This is a genomic window from Bacillus sp. B-jedd, from assembly GCF_000821085.1.
Lineage (GTDB): Bacteria > Bacillota > Bacilli > Bacillales > Cytobacillaceae > Bacillus_D.
In genome coordinates, this window is record NZ_CCXR01000001.1 from 4,453,392 (window position 1) to 4,472,500 (window position 19,109).

The following is a 19,109-nucleotide window of genomic DNA, read 5'->3' on the forward strand; positions in this document are numbered from 1 at the left end:
TAACATTTGACGATTGGAGGAGAAAGGAATGCATGCAGGGAAAATCCGGCAAATGCTAATCATTACAGATGGGTGTTCCAACAAAGGGGAAGATCCAGTGGCAATGGCGGCTCTTGCGAGAGAACAGGGAGTCACCGTGAATGTCATCGGCGTAGTGGAGCACGACTCGATTGATGAGCAGGGAATGAAGGAAATTGATGGCATCGCCATGTCCGGTGGCGGGGTCAGCCAGGTTGTATACGCAGAGCAGCTTTCGCAAACTGTCCAAATGGTCACCCGAAAAGCAATGACACATACGATTCATGCCGTCGTAAATCGGGAACTCCAGCAAATTCTTGGCCAAAAGCTGACTCTGGAAGACCTCCCGCCCGAACAGCGGGGTGAAGTCATTGAAGTTGTCGATGAGCTTGGAGAGACAAGCGATCTTGAGGTCATCATTCTTGTAGATGCGAGTGCAAGCATGAAGCATAAACTTCAAACAGTCAAGGAAGCGTTGATAGATTTGTCCATCAGCCTGAATGCCAGGTCGGGAAAAAACCAATTTTCCATGTTAGTATTTCCCGGGAAAAGGGGGGACTTTGAGCTGGTTCTTGATTGGACGAAAAAGCTGGAGTCGATTACCGGAATTTTTAATACCATCTCTCCTGGCGGCATTACCCCTACCGGACCGGCCATCCGGGAAGCAATCCGCCTTTTTAATGAAAAAAGATCATTAAGGAGCTTTTTGCACCGCGATGAATCACGCATTGAAGAATCAATGTAATTTCAAGCCGGGGACTGTCATTCAGGGAAAGTGGCATGGCCACCGCTATATCCTACTAAAAGAGTTGGGCAGGGGCGCGAACGGAACTGTCTATTTAGTTAAAAAAGGAGATGTGGAAGCCGCCCTGAAAATTAGTACAAACAGCATGTCGATTACAGCGGAAGCAAATGTGCTAAAATCCTTTGCCAAGGTCCAAGGACATTTCCTCGGGCCTTCTTTGCTTGATGTCGATGACTGGGTTCTGAAAGATGGGCGATATAGTTTTTATGTAATGGAATATGTGAAAGGGCCGGGACTTCAGGCATTTCTTGATGCCAAAGGGAAGGACTGGGTTTTGCCGTTATTCCTGCAGCTTCTTGATGACATCGGCCAGCTTCACCAAAACGGTTGGATATTTGGCGACCTGAAGCCTGAAAACTTGATTGTTGCAGGCCCTGCACCGCGCATCCGTTGCATTGACGTAGGCGGCACAACGTTAAATGGCAGATCCATCAAGGAATATACGGAATTTTTCGATAGAGGTTATTGGGGTATGGGTTCAAGGAGAGCAGAGCCCTCCTACGATTTATTTGCCGTCGCGATGGTGATCGTATCCACGGCCTATCCGGGCCATTTTCAAAAGAAAGAAGGAGGCCTTGCGGAACTTCTTTCAGCCGTGTCGCAAAAAAGTGAATTGAAAATATACAAACCAGTTCTGGTAAAGGCCATGCAAGGCAGATACTCGTCTGCGGCTGAAATGAGAACCGACCTTTTATTTTGTACAGGACGGCCGAATCCGGTTGGCAACACGCCCCAACCGACACGGTCGGCGTTAAAGCAGGCGTCACGCAGGGCCCAATCAGTCAAGGTGCGTAAAAAAAAGTCGCGTATAGGGGAAACCTTTTATATTGTAACTGTCATGGCAATTCTTTATATTGTATATATTGTGATGTATTTAACGTAGGTGCAAAGAACCTTATGAAGAATTGCAAAAAAAAAATGATTTTCTCTTTTTATACTGAAACTTTATTAACATAACGACGTATAAAACAGGGATAGGGTTTAATTAGCTGCCAGAAACTATATTTAAGGAAGTTTAAAATGCTCGAAGAAAAAGTTGAAGCACTCTTAAAAAGGAAATCTATTTCCCTTAAGGGGACAAGCATCCTCGTTGGTGTGTCGGGCGGCCCGGATTCTATGGCTCTTCTCCACTATTTGCAGGAAAACAGGGAAAGATGGCAAATCAGGATTGCCGCTGCCCATGTGGACCATATGTTCAGGGGGGAGCAATCGCTTCAAGATGCCTTGTACGTGAAGGAATATTGCGAAAGGCTTGTTATACCTTTTTATATGGCGAGAATCAATGTCCCTGAAATTATCAGGAAGACGGAAAAAAACAGTCAAGCGGCTTCACGCGAAGCGCGCTATGGTTTTTTCGAGAAATTGATGGGACAGCAGGGGTTTGCCTATCTAGCCCTGGCCCACCATGCCGATGACCAACTGGAAACCATTTTGATGCGGCTTACAAGAGGAAGCACCGGGAAAGGGCGCACAGGTATTCCGTTCACAAGGCCCTTTAAGGACGGCTCGATTATCCGGCCTTTCCTTGAAGCGACGAGAGATGAGATCCTCGAGTACTGCAAAAGAAAAGAACTTGCACCGAGGATGGACCCGAGTAACGAGAAGGATCTTTATAGCCGGAACAGATTCAGGAAAAGTGTGCTGCCATTTTTGAAAAACGAAAATCCAAATGTCCATGAGCAATTTCAGCGCTTCAGCGAGGAAATAATGAGCGATGAAGAGTATCTTGGCGAATTGGCTGCCAACAGAATGGTTACAGTAATGAAAAGCAGGGAAAAGGGGAAAATAGAGATCGATATTCTGTCTTTTCTTGGAATGCCAATGCCTTTACAAAGAAGAGGGATTCAACTAATATTAAACTATCTTTATGAAGAAAGACCTGCTTCTCTTGGAGCTATACATATTGATCAAGTTATTTCCCTGCTTAATCGTCCTCATCCATCGGGCATCCTTGATCTTCCGGGGGGGTTAACAGTCTCCCGTTCCTATCACCTATGCATTTTCCAATTTGGTATGGCTGAAGTAAAGCCGTTCAAAATTGAAATATGGGATACTGGAGAAATTGCCTTGCCAAATGGAAATTTCATTAAAATTGAGGCATGTGAAGGACCTGTGGCCGGCTCCGGTGCGGACTGTGCGTATATGGCGGTATCAAAAGCTAATTTGCCGCTCATTGTCAGGACGAGGGAAAATGGGGACAGAATGTCGCTAAAAGGGATGAAAGGCTCAAGAAAGCTGAAAGATATTTTTATTGACCATAAGGTTCCGGTTTCCGAGCGTGACTCCTGGCCTGTCGTGACAGATAGCGGCGGGCGGATCCTCTGGCTTCCGGGACTGAAGAAGTCAGCCTTTGACTCCGCCGTCCCTTCGGGAGAACGGTATTGGAGACTGTTATATGGCAAGGAACCAACATCTGGGGGGCACATTTGAAATGAGAAACGATATTGAAAAAGTCCTGATTTCCGAAGAAGAAATCCAGGAAAAGATCCGGGAACTGGGCACCCGGCTGACAGAGGATTACCAGGACAAATACCCGCTTGCAATCGGTGTATTAAAGGGAGCAATGCCTTTCATGGGAGACCTTCTCAAGAAGATGGACTGCTACCTTGAAATGGATTTCATGGATGTCTCAAGCTATGGGAATAAAACGGTTTCTTCCGGGGAAGTCAAAATCCTGAAAGACCTGGACACTTCGGTGGAGGGCCGGAATTTACTAATCATTGAAGACATCATCGACAGCGGGCTGACACTCAGTTACCTCGTTGAGCTGTTCCGTTACAGGAAGGCAAAGTCGATTAAAATCGTCACGCTGCTGGATAAGCCGACAGGAAGAAAGGTTGATATTGCGGCGGATTATGTTGGATTCGAAGTCCCTGACGCTTTCGTCGTCGGTTATGGCCTGGATTACGCTGAGAAGTACCGGAACCTTCCTTACATCGGTGTGCTGAAGCCCGAGGTTTACAACAAGGGAGAATAGCAGAAGGATCGCATGGAAACCGGGCGTTTTAAAAGGCACTTTTGTTGAAGCGGCATTATCATTTATGCTACTATTTTATATACTGTTTTCCACCGTGGGAGGAGGTAAGGGATGAATCGGATCTTCCGTAATACCATCTTTTATTTATTGATATTTTTAGTTATTATTGGCGTCGTCAGCTTCTTTAATGGAAACACCGAGCCAACCGATAATATAAGGTACGATGAGTTTATTTCCCATCTTGAGAAGAAGGAAATAAAATCTGTTACCCTGCAGCCGGAGCGCGGCGTATTTGAAGTCCGCGGCCAGCTGAAAAATGCCGGGAAGGATAAATTCTTCCTGACATATGTCCCTAACAGCGAAAGGATGCTTGACCGTATTGATGATGCGGTCGGCCAGGCGAATGTAGAAACAATGCCGGCCAAGGAAACAAGCGGCTGGGTGACTTTCTTTACATCGATCATCCCATTTGTCATCATTTTTATCCTGTTCTTCTTCCTTCTTAACCAAGCTCAGGGCGGCGGCAGCCGTGTCATGAACTTTGGGAAAAGCAAGGCGAGGCTGTACAGCGAGGATAAGAAAAAGGTCCGTTTCAAAGACGTGGCCGGTGCTGATGAAGAGAAACAGGAACTCGTTGAGGTTGTCGAATTCCTGAAAGACCCTCGGAAATTTTCCGAGCTTGGCGCTCGAATTCCGAAGGGCGTCCTGCTTGTGGGGCCTCCAGGAACCGGTAAAACGCTTCTTGCCCGCGCTGTTGCCGGGGAAGCGGGCGTTCCGTTCTTCTCAATCAGCGGTTCCGACTTTGTTGAAATGTTTGTCGGCGTGGGTGCATCCCGCGTACGTGACCTGTTTGAAACGGCTAAAAAGAATGCGCCTTGTATTATTTTCATTGATGAAATTGACGCAGTTGGGCGTCAGCGTGGTGCCGGCCTTGGCGGCGGGCATGATGAGCGCGAACAGACCCTGAACCAGCTCCTCGTTGAAATGGACGGTTTCGGGGCGAATGAGGGTATCATCATTATCGCGGCAACCAACCGCCCTGATATTCTTGACCCTGCCCTTCTGCGCCCGGGACGTTTTGACCGCCAAATCACGGTTGACCGCCCGGATGTAAGAGGACGTGAAGCGGTGCTGAAGGTGCATGCGCGCAATAAGCCGCTTGATGATTCTGTCAATCTTAAGGCGATAGCCATGAGGACCCCAGGTTTCTCGGGTGCCGACCTTGAGAACCTTCTGAACGAAGCAGCTCTTGTGGCTGCGCGCCAGAATAAGAAGAAAATTGAGATGACCGATATAGATGAAGCTACTGACCGTGTCATTGCGGGCCCTGCGAAGAAAAGCCGTGTCATTTCCGAAAAGGAACGCCGGATCGTCGCTTTCCACGAAGCAGGCCATACAGTCATCGGCGTTATGCTTGATGAAGCGGAAATGGTCCATAAGGTAACGATTGTACCTCGAGGGCAGGCTGGCGGCTATGCTGTCATGCTTCCTAAGGAAGACCGCTACTTCATGACTAAACCAGAGCTCCTTGATAAAATTACCGGCCTGCTGGGCGGGCGCGTAGCTGAGGAGATTGTCTTTGGCGAAGTCAGCACCGGAGCGCACAATGATTTCCAAAGAGCGACCGGCATTGCCAGGAAAATGGTCACTGAATACGGAATGAGCGACAAGCTTGGACCGCTTCAGTTCGGGCAGCCGCAGGGAGGCCAGGTTTTCCTTGGACGCGACCTGCACAATGAACAGAACTATTCTGACAAGATTGCTTATGAAATCGACCTTGAAATCCAGAACTTCATCAAGCATTCGTATGAAAGAGCGAGGACCATCCTGACCGAAAACAGGGATAAGCTCGACCTGATTGCGAATACGTTGCTTGAAGTCGAGACTCTTGATGCCGATGATATCAAGCACCTTGTTGATCACGGAAGGCTTCCAGATGGGAAAGTTCCAGCTAACTCAACACCTGAAGAAATCAAGAACACTCTTGATGATGTGATCATCAACATCTCCGGCAAAAAGGAAGAGGAAGACCGCAACGGTTCTTCGGCCTCCGACTTGCTGAAGGCTGACGAAAATCAGGATGAACAAAAATAAACAAATAACGTATAAAGGCACTGCATTCATGCGGTGCCTTTTTTGCGAGGAAAAACAGCCGTATTTTTCAAATTTTCAAGTTCGTAGGCGCTTGGCCTTTTCTTTCGGGAAATGGTTTGTGTTATGATGTTTTAAGTGAATCCGGCTCCTGTCTTGGGCGGCGGGATGAAACAAGAATAAAACTCCGTAAAGTGGTGAGACAATTGATTTTCGTGTTTGACGTAGGAAATACTAATATTGTTTTAGGGGTATATAAAGGGGACGAGCTTCTCCATCATTGGCGGATTGAAACAAACAGGAACAGGTCGGAGGATGAATACGGGATGGTTATTAAATCCCTTTTCGAGCATTCGGGCCTTTCTTTTGCAGATATTGAAGGAATTATCATATCATCTGTCGTGCCGCCGATCATGTTCTCGCTGGAACGAATGTGCGAGAAGTACTTCGGGCTCAAGCCACTGATTGTCGGCCCTGGCATCAAGACGGGGTTGGACATAAAATATGAAAATCCGAGAGAAGTGGGGGCGGACAGAATCGTCAATGCGGTAGCTGCCATCCATGAATACGGAAGCCCGCTTATCATTGTCGATTTCGGAACAGCCACAACATACTGCTATGTGAATGAGCAGAAACAATATATGGGTGGTGCAATCGCACCGGGTGTAGGTATTTCTACAGAAGCCCTCTACTCAAGGGCGGCGAAGCTCCCGAGGATTGAAATTGTAAGACCTGAAGGTGTAATTGGGAAAAATACGGTTGCCGCGATGCAGGCTGGAATTGTTTATGGGTATGTCGGCATGGTGGAGGGGATTGTCAAAAGGATGATCAGCATCAGCCAGAAAACGCCGACCGTTATCGCGACTGGCGGTTTGTCCAGCTTAATTGCCGAGGAATCAAAAATCATTGACATCGTTGACCCATTTCTGACATTAAAAGGGCTCCGGCTTATTTACCGCCGGAACATGGACAATAAACAAGAGATATAAAGCGCATCAAAGAAAGGAGCACCATAATGAGTGATTATCTAGTAAAGGCAATTGCCTATAATGGCCAAATCAGGGCCTACGCTGTAAGAAGCACTGAAACGGTAGCCGAAGCGCAGCGTCGCCATTATACTTGGCCAACAGCTTCCGCGGCTTTGGGGCGGGCAATGACGGCCGGTTTAATGATGGGCGCCATGCTGAAGGGCGACGATAAGCTCACGATAAAAATTGAAGGGGGAGGGCCGATCGGCAATATTCTTGTCGATAGTAACGCGAAAGGGGCGGTCAGGGGATATGTGACCAATCCGCAAACCCACTTTGAATTGAATGAAAAAGGAAAGCTGGATGTAAGGCGCGCGGTCGGGACTGATGGTACGCTGACGGTTGTAAAGGATCTTGGGCTGCGTGACTTTTTCAGTGGATCTGTTCCCCTTGTGTCCGGGGAATTGGGCGAGGACTTCACATACTATTTCGCTTCGTCGGAACAGGTGAATTCATCGGTCGGCGTTGGCGTGCTTGTCAACCCGGATAACAGCATCAAGGCGGCCGGCGGTTTTATTTTTCAGCTAATGCCAGGAACAACAGAAGATACGATCACCCGGCTGGAGGAACGGCTGAAAACAATCGAGCCGGTTTCAAAAATGATTGAGCGTGGATTGACGCCTGAGGAAATCCTTGAGGAATTATTCGGGCAGGAAGAAGTCACTCTTCTTGAGAAAATGCCGGTTGGATTTGAATGTACATGCTCGAAAGAACGCTTTGCCAATGCGATCGTCTCTTTGGGACAGGAAGAAATAACCGCGATGATAGAGGAAGATGGAAAAGCCGAGGCGCATTGCCACTTCTGTAATGAAAAATACCAATTTTCAAAAGAAGAGCTCGAGGAGCTTTTAAGAGAAGCGAAATAAGCTTTAGCCGGGAGAGGGAAAATGAAAACGAGGGAATTATGGTATGTGATTGTCGCGCTGGTCATCCTGAATATCCTGACTGCTTTTTACTTCATGTCAAAAAGCGGCAGGGCTTCCGGCTTTCCAGTTGACGCAGAAACAGTGGCGACAGTGGGGAATAGCAGCGTTACGAGGGAAGAGTGGCTGAAGGAATTGGAGGCCCGCTATGGCGAAGACACACTTCGGGAACTTGTGGACCAGGAAGTCATCAGCCATTTGGCAAAAAAATATAACGTCAAAATTCCAAAAGCAGATGTAGAGCGGGAATTAAGAACGTTCCAGACTACCTATGGAGGTTCCGCGCCTGATCAGCAAAACTTGAAAAGTTGGAAAAAACAAATCGAGCTGTCTCTCCTTCTTGAAGAGCTTTTGACAAAAGATGCCGTTGTATCCAATGAAGAAATGAAAAGTTATTATGAAAAGAATAAATCGACCTATGAAGTTCCGGCCGCATTCCAGCTTTCCCATATCGTGGTGAAGACGAAGGAGGAAGCGGACCAGGCCATTAAGGAACTAAAGGAAGGGTCCTCCTTCGAGACTTTGGCGCGGGAGCGGTCCATGGATGAATTCACCGCGTCAGAAGGCGGCGGGCTCGGCTTTATCCAGGAAGGTGATGAGCGCTATCCTCAAACCTACATATCCGAGGCGCAGAAGGTGAAAAAAGGCGAGTGGAGCATGCCGATTAAAACGGATGAAGGTTATGCGATCATAAAATTGCATGACCAGCTGAGCGGGAAGAAATATTCTTATAAAGAAGTGAAAAGGGAAATCAGGAGACAGATTGCCGTTGGACAGCTTGGAACCCCGCCTTCCGCGCGGACGCTTTGGCAAGAGGCTGGCGTAGAATGGTTTTATGGAAAATGACAGACTGGTTCTATAACTGAACAAAGTGAATATATATTTATCAGGCCCCGAATCTTGAATAGGATCGGGGTCATAATTTTGTAAAAAACTGTTTTTTGTACGGCGGTTGGGGAAAGTAATAATATTGACAGTTTTGCTTAAAATTGATAAATTTATATTAAACCAATAAAATTACTCGGAATAAGGAGTGGGACGGATGGTACGCGTCGCAAATTCAATTGCCGGCCTTGTCGGCAATACCCCGATTGTGAAATTAAACCGCCTCGTGGACGAGAACAGCGCTGAAGTTTACCTAAAGCTTGAATATATGAATCCAGGCAGCAGTGTGAAGGACAGGATTGCCCTTGCTATGATTGAAGCCGCCGAGGAAAACGGGAGCCTGAAAGAGGGCGATACCATAATTGAGCCGACGAGCGGAAATACCGGAATCGGTTTGGCCATGATTGCGGCAGCGAAGGGCTATAAGGCACTTTTAGTCATGCCGGAAACAATGAGCATGGAGCGGCGCAATCTTCTTCGCGCCTATGGAGCGGAACTTGTATTGACTCCTGGACCGGAAGGCATGGGAGGCGCGATTCGCAAGGCGGAAGAATTGGCGAAGGAAAAGGGATATTTCATGCCCCAGCAATTTAAGAACGAAGCAAATCCGGAAGTGCACCGTAGGACAACCGGGAGAGAGATTGTTGAACAAATGGGCGGACAGCTTGATGGCTTCATCTCCGGCATAGGAACCGGCGGGACGATCACAGGAGCCGGCGAGGTGCTGAGGGAAGCGTATCCAGAAATCAAAATCTATGCGGTCGAGCCATCCGACTCCCCGGTCCTTTCAGGCGGCAAACCTGGCCCGCATAAAATCCAGGGGATTGGCGCCGGTTTCGTGCCGGATATCCTTGATACGAAAATTTATGATGAAGTCATCCAGGTCGAGAATGACCAGGCATTTGAATATGCCCGCCGCGCGGCGAAAGAGGAAGGGATTCTCGGCGGAATCTCTTCCGGGGCAGCCATTTATGCTGCACTCAAGGTGGCAAAGGAACTTGGAAAAGGGAAAAAAGTCCTTGCCATCATTCCAAGCAACGGCGAGCGCTATTTAAGCACCCCGCTATATCAATTTGAGGAATAGCCAATAACCATTAAAGCATGAGCTGCAAACTTTGCGGTTCATGCTTTTTTCATTTCTGAACTTCTTGTATGATGAAGAAGATATGGGAAGCGGGGAGTGAGTTTTTTGGGGGAAAAGATTTTCAAAAAGACCTTCGGATTAACAGCAAATAAGTTTTTTCAAAAGTATAAAGAGATTGCCGCCTCAACCGGCCGGCATGTCCTTCTTGAAAGCGGGCGCGGCGGACGTTACAGTATTGCTGCTTTCGATCCGTGCACGGTAGTAAGGTCTGCCGGAGCCAATCGCTTTGAGGTGACGGAAAATGGCCAGAGTTCCTTTTTTGAAGGGAACCCGCTTCGTGGACTGAAAAACTTTATGGCGGATTTCAGGAATGAGACGAAATCTCCCATCCCTTTAGCCGCAGGCGGTGCGATTGGCTATATCAGCTATGATTATGCCCGTTACATAGAGTCTTTGCCGGATCTCGCAAACGATGAACTAGACGTGCCGGATGTTTATTTTATGTTCCATAAGGAATGGTTCGTCCTCGATTTACAGGAAGAAGCCTTGACCATGTTTTTCCGTTTTGGCGAGAAGGATGAGGAGGGCCTGGACGCTCGTGTCCGTGAGTGGGAATCCCGCTGGACGGAGCCAGGTCCAGTTCGGGGGGATCGAAAAGAAATTTTCGAATTCCTACAGGAAAGGGAAGTATCGATCCAGGAAAAGGAGTTTACGCAAGCGGTCGCAAAGGTCCAGGAATACATAGAACAGGGCGATGTTTTTCAAGTTAATCTGTCTGTGCGGCAGACAAAGCCGATTGGCGTTTCGGCCATGAAGGTATATGAACAGCTCCGCGAGGTAAATCCATCTCCGTATATGGGTTATTTCCATACACCGGAATTCCAGCTTGTAAGCGGGTCACCTGAACTTCTCGTCAAAAAGCTTGGCAGGGAGATCAGTACAAGGCCGATAGCTGGTACGAGATCACGGGGCAGGAATCCAGAAGAAGACTTGGAGCTTGCTAATGAATTGATTGAAAGTGATAAAGAACGGGCCGAGCATGTCATGCTGGTCGATCTCGAACGAAATGATCTTGGCAAAGTGAGTGAATATGGAACGGTAGAAGTAAATGAATTTATGGCAATTGAAAAGTATTCTCACGTTATGCACATCGTCTCGAATGTGCGCGGCCAAATTTCTAATGGGAAAGATGGATTCGACTTAATTGACGCTGTATTTCCCGGAGGTACAATTACCGGCGCGCCGAAAATAAGGACGATGGAGATCATCGAGGAACTCGAGCCTTCAAGAAGAGGGCCGTATACCGGGTCGCTAGGCTGGATTGGCTTCAACGATGATCTTGAATTGAACATTATGATCCGGACTATGCTTGTAAAAGATGGACAGGCCCATGTGCAAGCGGGAGCGGGTATTGTCATTGACTCCAATCCGGTCTATGAGTATAAAGAGTCCCTGAAAAAGGCAAGGGCGCTCTGGAAGGCGAAAGAGCTGGCAGAAGCGGGTGAAAACGAATGATCTATATGATCGATAACTATGATTCATTTACATTCAATCTTGTACAGTATTTGGGGGAGCTTGGCGAGGACCTGATTGTGAAGCGGAATGATGAAACAACGCTGGAAGAAATCGAAAAAGCCAGCCCGTCCGTCCTGATGATTTCCCCGGGCCCTTGCAGCCCGAATGAGGCCGGTATCAGCCTTGAAGCGATTTCTTATTTTGCGGGAAAGGTTCCGATTTTCGGCGTTTGCCTCGGCCACCAGGCGATTGCCCAGGTGTTTGGCGGGGATGTAGTGGGAGCCGAACGGCTAATGCATGGCAAAACTTCACTTATCCAACATGATGGCGGGACTATTTTTAAAGACATTCCGACGCCATTTGCCGCGGCCCGCTATCATTCGTTGATTGTGAAAAGGGAAACGCTACCTGATTGCCTGGAGGTTTCGGGGTGGACGGCAGAAGGGGAAATCATGGCGATTCGCCATAAAACGATGGCGGTTGAAGGTGTGCAATTTCATCCCGAGTCCATTCTGACCGGGCCGGGAAAACAGCTTCTTGCCAATTTCGTCCGTGAGCATTCGGGATCCATGAAAGTAAATGGCCATGTTCATCTGGCATAACGGTGCGCTTGTAAAAAAAGAAGAGGCGTCCATCAGCCCATTCGACCATGGTTTTCTCTATGGGGTGGGCCTGTTTGAGACCTTCAGGGTTTACAATGGGCATTGCTTCCTTCTCGATGATCACCTTGCCAGGCTGAATGCCGGACTTGAGGTGCTTGAGATTAAGAAGAGAATCAATCGGCCCGAGGCGGTACGGGCGGTTAAGGAGCTTATAGAGGCGAATGGCTTCATGGATGCCTATATCCGCTTGAATATTTCAGCAGGAGCGGGAGAGATTGGCCTTCGTTCAGAACCCTATTCGGAACCAGAGATGATTGTTTTCTCAAAACCGCTTCCTCGAGCGGGAAGTTTACAGGAAAAGTCCGGTAAAATCGTTTCCTTGAACCGGAATACCCCAGAAGGACAGCAGCGGCTGAAATCCCATCATTATTTAAACAATCTCCTTGCCTACCGGGAAATGCGTGATGCCCCCGGCGCCGAAGGGATCTTCCTGACAAAGGATGGCCATGTGGCGGAGGGGATTGTCTCAAATATATTTTGGGTAAGTGAAGGGGCTCTCTTTACCCCTTCATTGGAGACGGGAATCTTAAATGGAATCACCCGCCAGTTTGTCATTGAATTGGCCCGGAAGGCGGGCCTTGACGTAAGGGAAGGCCTTTATTCTGTTGACGAGCTGCTCGCTTCGGAAGAAGTTTTTTTCACGAACTCGATACAGGAGATTGTCGCCTGTCCGCAAATTGGGGATAATAAGCTGCCAGGAAAAGCGGGGCGGCTTGCACAATGGTTGCATAACCGTTATGCCGCTTGCCGCGAGATATATTACAGCAGGAATGAACTTGGAACGGAGGGTTTTTCATGAGCAATGACCAGCAGAAAATTATATGCGGACAGCATGTCCTTGATTATGGCAAAAAAACAATCGTGATGGGAATCTTGAATGTGACGCCTGACTCCTTTTCGGATGGTGGAAAGTTCAATGCGGCAGACCGTGCGGTTGACCGCGCGAGGGAGATGGTCGGCCAGGGTGCCGACATTATCGATATCGGAGGCGAATCGACAAGGCCGGGACATGAACCGGTTTCCCTTGAAGAAGAGCTTGAAAGGGTCATACCGATTATCGAGGTGCTGGCGAAGGAAGTGGGAGTGCCTATTTCCGTTGATACATATAAAGCGGAGGTTGCCAGGAAGGCTCTCGAAGCAGGTGCCCATATTATCAATGATATTTGGGGTGCGAAGGCAGAGCCTGAGATTGCCAAAGTCGCCGCAGAGTTTGAGGCGCCAATCATTCTGATGCACAATCGAAATAACCGTGATTACGGGGTTTTTACGAGAGATGTTTTTGCTGACTTGTATGAAAGCATCCGAATTGCAAAAGAAGCGGGTGTAAAGGATTCGCAAATCATTCTTGATCCGGGGATTGGTTTTGCAAAAGGCTTTAAAGAAAATATCGAGATGATGCAGCATCTGGATACCCTTGTCGCTCTAGGCTATCCGGTCCTCCTCGGTACATCCAGAAAAACCTTCATTGGCAAGGTCCTGGATTTGCCGCCTGAGGAAAGGATGGAAGGAACGGGGGCAACTGTATGCTACGGGATACAGAAAGGCTGCCAGATGATTCGTATCCATGATGTGAAAGAGATGGCGAGGATGGCCAAGATGATGGATGCATTAATGGGCCGGGGGGAAACGAATGGATAAAATTTATGTGAACCAAATGGAGTTTTATGGCTATCATGGGGTGTTTTCCGAGGAAACAAGGCTAGGTCAGCGGTTTATCGTCGACCTTGCTGTGGGGCTTGATTTGATAAAGGCGGGAGAGACGGATGATCTTGATGCCTCCGTAAATTATGCCGAGTTGTATCAAGTTTGCAAGGAAGTGGTAGAGGGAAAGCCGTTTAAGCTGATTGAATCAGTGGCCGAGAATATTGCTTCCCGGCTTTTAGGTGAGTTTCCGCTTCTTGAAGAGGTGTCCGTTAAAGTCATTAAGCCCGATCCACCGATACCGGGCCATTATAAATTTGTGGCGACGGAAATAATGAGGAGAAGATAACATGGAAAATCATGCGTTTCTTTCGCTTGGTTCCAATATAGGCGACCGCTATCGCAATTTGTTGGCGGCTGTCTCAATACTCGCCGAAGATCCTTCTGTCAAATTGGTAAATATTTCATCTATTTATGAAACAGATCCTGTCGGGTATGAGGATCAGGACCTGTTTTTAAATATGGCTATTGAAATTTATACAGATTTAAGCCCTTATGAACTGTTGGAATTGTGCCTTAAGACCGAGCTTTCTCTTGGGAGAAAAAGGGGAATAAGGTGGGGTCCGAGGACAATTGACCTTGACATTCTACTCTATAACCAAGAAAATATTGAAACAGAGAAGCTTTTCATTCCCCATCCTCGGATGGCGGAGCGTGCATTTGTGCTTGTGCCTCTATTTGAGGTTGCCGGAGATATACAGCTTCCGGGCAAACGTGAACCTCTTACGCTGTTGATTGATCGTTTACCTGATAAAGAAGGAGTACGGATATGGAAGCAGAAAAATGGGGAAGACGGATTCGGGCTTTCAGGAAATTAAAAGGGTATACCCAGGACAGTTTTTCGAAAGAGCTTGGAGTATCAGTTTCCATCCTTGGAGAAATTGAACGCGGCAACCGGATGCCTCCAGCCGACCTGTTGCAGAGGGTATCACAGGTTTTGCACGTAAGTATTGAAGATATGGCTCCTCCAAAGGAGTAAAAATATTTTTTAAAAAAGGAAGGCCGTTACAATGTTGAAAATTGGCGATATTGTCATGAAGAATCCCGTTGTCCTTGCGCCAATGGCAGGTGTTTGCAACTCGGCTTTCCGGCTCACCGTTAAGGAATTTGGCGCCGGCCTTGTTTGCGCCGAAATGGTAAGTGACAAAGGAATACTCTTCAAAAATGAAAAGACCATGAATATGTTATATATAGACGAGCGTGAAAAGCCGTTAAGCCTGCAGATTTTTGGCGGCGAAAAAGAAAATCTCGTCGAGGCTGCGCGGTTTGTTGACCAAAACACCAATGCGGATATTATCGATATCAATATGGGTTGTCCTGTTCCTAAAATCACAAAGTGTGATGCGGGAGCGCGCTGGCTGCTGGATCCCGATAAAATTTATGAAATGGTGTCCGCGGTCGTTGACGCTGTTGAAAAGCCAGTGACAGTGAAAATGAGGATGGGCTGGGATGACGAGCATGTTTATGCGGTCGAAAACGCCCTTGCGGTAGAACGTGCCGGCGGAAAAGCGATTGCGCTTCATGGCCGTACCCGCGTCCAAATGTACGAAGGAAAAGCAAACTGGGATATCATCCGTGAGGTAAAACAATCGGTGAACATCCCTATCATTGGAAACGGCGATGTCCAGACCCCGCAGGATGCCAAGCGAATGCTCGATGAAACCGGTGTTGATGGCGTGATGATTGGCCGCGCGGCACTGGGGAATCCTTGGATGATTTACCGGACAGTAAAATTCCTTGAAACTGGGGAATTGATGGACGAGCCGACAGTGCGTGAAAAAATTGATGTCTGCATTCTTCACCTTGACCGCCTGATTGCCCTTAAAAATGAACATATCGCCGTCAGGGAAATGCGCAAGCATGCGGCTTGGTATCTAAAAGGGATCAAAGGAAATGGGAAGGCGCGCAATGCTGTCAATGAGTGCAATACGAGGGAAGAACTTGTCGCCCTCCTGAACGCTCTTGCCACTGAGGCAGAAGAAAAGGAAAGCCAGGCCATCGTCGGATAGATCTTCAGGCTGGCGCGATTTAGCCAAAATCCTTTCTATATAGGTTGTGCTCGTCGCAAATCCATGGGAAGCTATTTCAGGATGCTGCTTTGATGCCCCGCGGAAAGCGAAATGCCCGGAGTGGAAATCAACCACCACGATCCGTATGAATACCAATCTTTATTTCAATCTATATAGATGATATACTATGAAGGCTGCCAGAAAAAAACTGGCAGTCTTTGTTGTATTTTTAGATATTTTATTATGTGCCTTCCTGAAAGTTGTGTACAATGATACTAATGTCTCTTTTTATGCAAAATTGTCTAAACTGCAAGTAGGCGTTTAACATTACGATTAGCGTGCGAATACATACCGCACTATATAAATGGGGAGTTGAAAAATATGAATCATGAGGAACTAAATGACCAGCTCCTGGTCAGGCGTGAAAAAATGAATGAAATGCGGCAAAAGGGTATTGATCCTTTTGGCAAAAAGTTCACTCGCAATGCCAATGCCAAAGAGCTGATTGAAACCTATAATAACCTTGAGAAAGAAGAGCTTGAGGCAAAAGAGGTCTCTGTTTCCCTGGCGGGGAGGATTATGACAAAACGCGGCAAAGGTAAAGCGGGTTTTGCCCATATTAAGGATCTAACCGGCCAAATTCAAATTTATGTCCGTAAAGATGAAGTTGGGGAAGATCAGTATGAATTATTCACTTCTTCAGATCTTGGCGATATTGTCGGGGTAACAGGCACTCTTTTCAAAACGCAAGTAGGCGAACTGTCGATCAAGGTAACGGACTATACGTTCCTGACAAAAGCTCTTCGTCCGCTGCCTGATAAATTCCACGGGCTGAAGGATGTTGAACAGCGATACCGCCAGCGTTATTTAGACTTAATCATGAGCGACGAAAGCAAGGCGACCTTTATCATGCGGAGCCTTATTCTGCAATCCATGCGCCGTTATTTGGATGATCATGGGTTCCTTGAAGTGGAAACTCCGATGATGCATTCAATCGCCGGTGGTGCCTCAGCGCGCCCGTTCGTTACACATCATAATGCACTTGATATGGAATTGTTCATGAGGATTGCGATCGAACTCCATTTGAAGCGGCTGATCGTTGGCGGCCTTGAAAAGGTTTATGAAATTGGCCGTGTCTTCCGTAACGAAGGGGTTTCGACCAGGCATAACCCGGAGTTTACAATGATTGAGCTGTATGAAGCGTATGCCGACTACGAGGATATCATGTCGCTGACCGAGCAGCTTATCGCCCATGTTGCACGTGAAGTACTCGGCGCAACTGTCATCCAATACGGTGAGTATGAGGTTAACCTTGAGCCAGAATGGAAGAGGCTCCATATGGTCGATGCTGTTAAGGAGCATACCGGGGTAGATTTCTGGAAAGAGATGACGGACGAAGAAGCCCGGGCTCTTGCAAAGGAACATGGAATTGAAATTACCGAACATATGACATACGGCCATATCGTCAATGAGTTCTTTGAGCAAAAAGTGGAAGAGAAACTGATTCAGCCAACATTCATCTTTGGCCATCCGGTTGAAATCTCCCCTCTTGCTAAAAAGAACGAAAAAGACCCGCGCTTTACTGACCGATTTGAATTGTTCATTGTGGCGCGTGAGCACGCTAACGCGTTCACAGAGCTGAATGACCCGATTGATCAGAGAGAGCGTTTTGAAGCACAATTGAAGGAACGCGAGCAAGGAAATGATGAAGCCCATGAAATGGATGAGGACTTCATTGAAGCGTTGGAATACGGAATGCCTCCAACAGGCGGATTGGGGATTGGGATCGACAGGCTTGTCATGCTCCTGACCAACTCTCCTTCAATTAGAGATGTTCTGTTGTTCCCGTTAATGAGACATAGATAAAAGCCATAGCGCCGGTTTCCAACTGTGGAAGCTGGCGTTTTTTCTTGCAAAAAATTTGGAATGAAGCAAAGCGATTTTTGCTGTCGGGGGATAACTGTTTTGTTTGCTGGTGAAGGGAAGAGGGGTTCGCAGCGCTTATTGATTGGCTGATTTATACCTACGGGAGCCGAAATCTATATAGCTGGGAAAGAGAAGCAGATTTGGCAGAAGGATCTTTTGTATTATAATTTCAGTAACGAAAAAAAGTGTTGCAAGGCTTAATTAAAGGTGCTATATTAATAAATGTCGCTGCGAGGGCAGCCAGCCAACAAGAAAATAATTAAAAAAACTTGTTGACGCCAGGTTGTTAACCTGGTAATATAGAAAAGTCGCCTTTGAGCGACGGTCGCTTCTGCTCCTAAGAGTCTTTACTCGTAAAAGGAGTCATTTGATCGACAGTATTGTTCCTTGAAAACTAAACAAACAAGCGTCAACAAACAATATTTATCATGATCTTCGGATCATGAGCCAACGTAACTTTATGAGCTAAACTCATACTCTTTCTTGGAGAGTTTGATCCTGGCTCAGGACGAACGCTGGCGGCGTGCCTAATACATGCAAGTCGAGCGGAGGTTTTGAAAGCTTGCTTTCGAAACCTCAGCGGCGGACGGGTGAGTAACACGTGGGCAACCTGCCTGTAAGACTGGGATAACTCCGGGAAACCGGGGCTAATACCGGATAACCCTCATTGACACATGTCGATGAGCTGAAAGACGGTTTCGGCTGTCACTTACAGATGGGCCCGCGGCGCATTAGCTAGTTGGTGGGGTAATGGCCCACCAAGGCGACGATGCGTAGCCGACCTGAGAGGGTGATCGGCCACACTGGGACTGAGACACGGCCCAGACTCCTACGGGAGGCAGCAGTAGGGAATCTTCCGCAATGGACGAAAGTCTGACGGAGCAACGCCGCGTGAGCGAAGAAGGCCTTCGGGTCGTAAAGCTCTGTTGTCAGGGAAGAACAAGTACCGGAGTAACTGCCGGTACCTTGACGGTACCTGACCAGAAAGCCACGGCTAACTACGTGCCAGCAGCCGCGGTAATACGTAGGTGGCAAGCGTTGTCCGGAATTATTGGGCGTAAAGCGCGCGCAGGCGGCCTCTTAAGTCTGATGTGAAAGCCCACGGCTCAACCGTGGAGGGTCATTGGAAACTGGGGGGCTTGAGTGCAGAAGAGGAGAGTGGAATTCCACGTGTAGCGGTGAAATGCGTAGAGATGTGGAGGAACACCAGTGGCGAAGGCGACTCTCTGGTCTGTAACTGACGCTGAGGCGCGAAAGCGTGGGGAGCGAACAGGATTAGATACCCTGGTAGTCCACGCCGTAAACGATGAGTGCTAAGTGTTAGAGGGTTTCCGCCCTTTAGTGCTGCAGCAAACGCATTAAGCACTCCGCCTGGGGAGTACGGCCGCAAGGCTGAAACTCAAAGGAATTGACGGGGGCCCGCACAAGCGGTGGAGCATGTGGTTTAATTCGAAGCAACGCGAAGAACCTTACCAGGTCTTGACA

Annotated in this window: 18 protein-coding genes and 1 rRNA gene (1 of these 19 only partly in view); all 19 read left to right on the plus strand. The window is 47.8% G+C overall.

Translation table 11 applies throughout. The features are described from left to right. The first annotated feature begins 28 nt into the window (after nt 1-28). Nucleotides 29-763 carry a vWA domain-containing protein gene (locus tag BN1002_RS21660; RefSeq protein ID WP_048827621.1) on the plus strand — a complete coding sequence of 245 codons (735 nt, stop codon included), beginning with the start codon at nt 29-31 and terminating at the stop codon, nt 761-763. Then, the gene (locus BN1002_RS21665; RefSeq protein WP_048827623.1) at nt 735-1,706 is read left to right on the plus strand and encodes a serine/threonine protein kinase; all 972 of its coding nucleotides are present in this window, start codon (nt 735-737) and stop codon (nt 1,704-1,706) included. Before BN1002_RS21660 ends, BN1002_RS21665 begins: the two co-directional genes overlap by 29 nt. A 137-nt stretch (nt 1,707-1,843) precedes the next feature. Further along, complete coding sequence (gene tilS / locus BN1002_RS21670) at nt 1,844-3,253, plus strand: tRNA lysidine(34) synthetase TilS (protein WP_048827625.1); 1,410 nt, start codon at nt 1,844-1,846, stop codon at nt 3,251-3,253. Nucleotide 3,254: 1 nt separating this feature from the next. Continuing rightward, nucleotides 3,255-3,800, plus strand: coding sequence for a hypoxanthine phosphoribosyltransferase (gene hpt / locus BN1002_RS21675; protein WP_048827627.1), 546 nt, complete (start codon nt 3,255-3,257; stop codon nt 3,798-3,800). Nucleotides 3,801-3,911: 111 nt separating this feature from the next. Then, on the plus strand, nt 3,912-5,894 hold the full coding sequence (gene ftsH, locus BN1002_RS21680) for an ATP-dependent zinc metalloprotease FtsH (RefSeq protein WP_048827629.1): 1,983 nt from the start codon (nt 3,912-3,914) through the stop codon (nt 5,892-5,894). A gap of 203 nt (nt 5,895-6,097) precedes the next feature. Next, nucleotides 6,098-6,880, plus strand: a complete 783-nt coding sequence (locus tag BN1002_RS21685; RefSeq protein ID WP_048827630.1) for a type III pantothenate kinase — start codon at nt 6,098-6,100, stop codon at nt 6,878-6,880. Nucleotides 6,881-6,906: 26 nt separating this feature from the next. After that, a complete protein-coding gene (hslO, locus tag BN1002_RS21690) occupies nt 6,907-7,785 on the plus strand; it encodes an Hsp33 family molecular chaperone HslO (protein ID WP_048827631.1) in 879 nt (292 codons plus the stop codon). Between the two features lie 21 nt (nt 7,786-7,806). Then, nucleotides 7,807-8,688 carry a peptidyl-prolyl cis-trans isomerase gene (locus BN1002_RS21695; RefSeq protein ID WP_048827632.1) on the plus strand — a complete coding sequence of 294 codons (882 nt, stop codon included), beginning with the start codon at nt 7,807-7,809 and terminating at the stop codon, nt 8,686-8,688. Nucleotides 8,689-8,884: 196 nt separating this feature from the next. Continuing rightward, nucleotides 8,885-9,811: a cysteine synthase A gene (gene cysK / locus BN1002_RS21700; RefSeq protein WP_048827633.1), complete on the plus strand. Its 927-nt coding sequence runs from the start codon at nt 8,885-8,887 to the stop codon at nt 9,809-9,811. A gap of 105 nt (nt 9,812-9,916) precedes the next feature. Then, complete coding sequence (locus BN1002_RS21705; RefSeq protein WP_048827634.1) at nt 9,917-11,326, plus strand: anthranilate synthase component I family protein; 1,410 nt, start codon at nt 9,917-9,919, stop codon at nt 11,324-11,326. Further along, a complete protein-coding gene (gene pabA, locus BN1002_RS21710; protein WP_048827635.1) occupies nt 11,323-11,928 on the plus strand; it encodes an aminodeoxychorismate/anthranilate synthase component II in 606 nt (201 codons plus the stop codon). The genes BN1002_RS21705 and pabA overlap by 4 nt, the downstream gene beginning before the upstream one ends. Further along, complete coding sequence (gene pabC / locus BN1002_RS21715) at nt 11,912-12,787, plus strand: aminodeoxychorismate lyase (protein WP_048827636.1); 876 nt, start codon at nt 11,912-11,914, stop codon at nt 12,785-12,787. The genes pabA and pabC overlap by 17 nt, the downstream gene beginning before the upstream one ends. After that, a complete protein-coding gene (gene folP, locus BN1002_RS21720) occupies nt 12,784-13,626 on the plus strand; it encodes a dihydropteroate synthase (protein ID WP_048827637.1) in 843 nt (280 codons plus the stop codon). The genes pabC and folP overlap by 4 nt, the downstream gene beginning before the upstream one ends. Beyond that, entirely contained in the window at nt 13,619-13,978 is a 360-nt protein-coding gene (gene folB, locus BN1002_RS21725) for a dihydroneopterin aldolase (protein ID WP_048827638.1), read from the plus strand. The genes folP and folB overlap by 8 nt, the downstream gene beginning before the upstream one ends. 1 nt (nt 13,979) lies before the next feature. Then, nucleotides 13,980-14,507, plus strand: coding sequence for a 2-amino-4-hydroxy-6-hydroxymethyldihydropteridine diphosphokinase (gene folK, locus BN1002_RS21730; RefSeq protein WP_048827639.1), 528 nt, complete (start codon nt 13,980-13,982; stop codon nt 14,505-14,507). Further along, the gene (locus BN1002_RS21735; protein WP_048827640.1) at nt 14,459-14,668 is read left to right on the plus strand and encodes a helix-turn-helix domain-containing protein; all 210 of its coding nucleotides are present in this window, start codon (nt 14,459-14,461) and stop codon (nt 14,666-14,668) included. The genes folK and BN1002_RS21735 overlap by 49 nt, the downstream gene beginning before the upstream one ends. A gap of 31 nt (nt 14,669-14,699) precedes the next feature. Further along, nucleotides 14,700-15,698 carry a tRNA dihydrouridine synthase DusB gene (gene dusB, locus BN1002_RS21740; protein ID WP_048827641.1) on the plus strand — a complete coding sequence of 333 codons (999 nt, stop codon included), beginning with the start codon at nt 14,700-14,702 and terminating at the stop codon, nt 15,696-15,698. A 381-nt stretch (nt 15,699-16,079) separates the two neighbouring features. Beyond that, a complete protein-coding gene (gene lysS / locus BN1002_RS21745) occupies nt 16,080-17,564 on the plus strand; it encodes a lysine--tRNA ligase (protein WP_048827642.1) in 1,485 nt (494 codons plus the stop codon). Nucleotides 17,565-18,104: 540 nt separating this feature from the next. Next, nucleotides 18,105-19,109 (plus strand): 16S ribosomal RNA (locus tag BN1002_RS21750); it runs 547 nt beyond the window's last position.

Excerpts from the sequence above, each read along its gene's own strand:
- BN1002_RS21660 (WP_048827621.1), top strand. The coding sequence starts at position 29 with ATGCATGCAGGGAAAATCCGGCAAATGCTAATCATTACAGATGGGTGT.
- BN1002_RS21665 (WP_048827623.1), top strand. The coding sequence starts at position 735 with ATGAATCACGCATTGAAGAATCAATGTAATTTCAAGCCGGGGACTGTC.
- tilS (WP_048827625.1), top strand. The coding sequence starts at position 1,844 with ATGCTCGAAGAAAAAGTTGAAGCACTCTTAAAAAGGAAATCTATTTCC.
- hpt (WP_048827627.1), top strand. The coding sequence starts at position 3,255 with ATGAGAAACGATATTGAAAAAGTCCTGATTTCCGAAGAAGAAATCCAG.
- ftsH (WP_048827629.1), top strand. The coding sequence starts at position 3,912 with ATGAATCGGATCTTCCGTAATACCATCTTTTATTTATTGATATTTTTA.
- hslO (WP_048827631.1), top strand. The coding sequence starts at position 6,907 with ATGAGTGATTATCTAGTAAAGGCAATTGCCTATAATGGCCAAATCAGG.
- BN1002_RS21695 (WP_048827632.1), top strand. The coding sequence starts at position 7,807 with ATGAAAACGAGGGAATTATGGTATGTGATTGTCGCGCTGGTCATCCTG.
- cysK (WP_048827633.1), top strand. The coding sequence starts at position 8,885 with ATGGTACGCGTCGCAAATTCAATTGCCGGCCTTGTCGGCAATACCCCG.
- pabA (WP_048827635.1), top strand. The coding sequence starts at position 11,323 with ATGATCTATATGATCGATAACTATGATTCATTTACATTCAATCTTGTA.
- pabC (WP_048827636.1), top strand. The coding sequence starts at position 11,912 with ATGTTCATCTGGCATAACGGTGCGCTTGTAAAAAAAGAAGAGGCGTCC.
- folP (WP_048827637.1), top strand. The coding sequence starts at position 12,784 with ATGAGCAATGACCAGCAGAAAATTATATGCGGACAGCATGTCCTTGAT.
- folB (WP_048827638.1), top strand. The coding sequence starts at position 13,619 with ATGGATAAAATTTATGTGAACCAAATGGAGTTTTATGGCTATCATGGG.
- folK (WP_048827639.1), top strand. The coding sequence starts at position 13,980 with ATGGAAAATCATGCGTTTCTTTCGCTTGGTTCCAATATAGGCGACCGC.
- BN1002_RS21735 (WP_048827640.1), top strand. The coding sequence starts at position 14,459 with ATGGAAGCAGAAAAATGGGGAAGACGGATTCGGGCTTTCAGGAAATTA.
- dusB (WP_048827641.1), top strand. The coding sequence starts at position 14,700 with ATGTTGAAAATTGGCGATATTGTCATGAAGAATCCCGTTGTCCTTGCG.
- lysS (WP_048827642.1), top strand. The coding sequence starts at position 16,080 with ATGAATCATGAGGAACTAAATGACCAGCTCCTGGTCAGGCGTGAAAAA.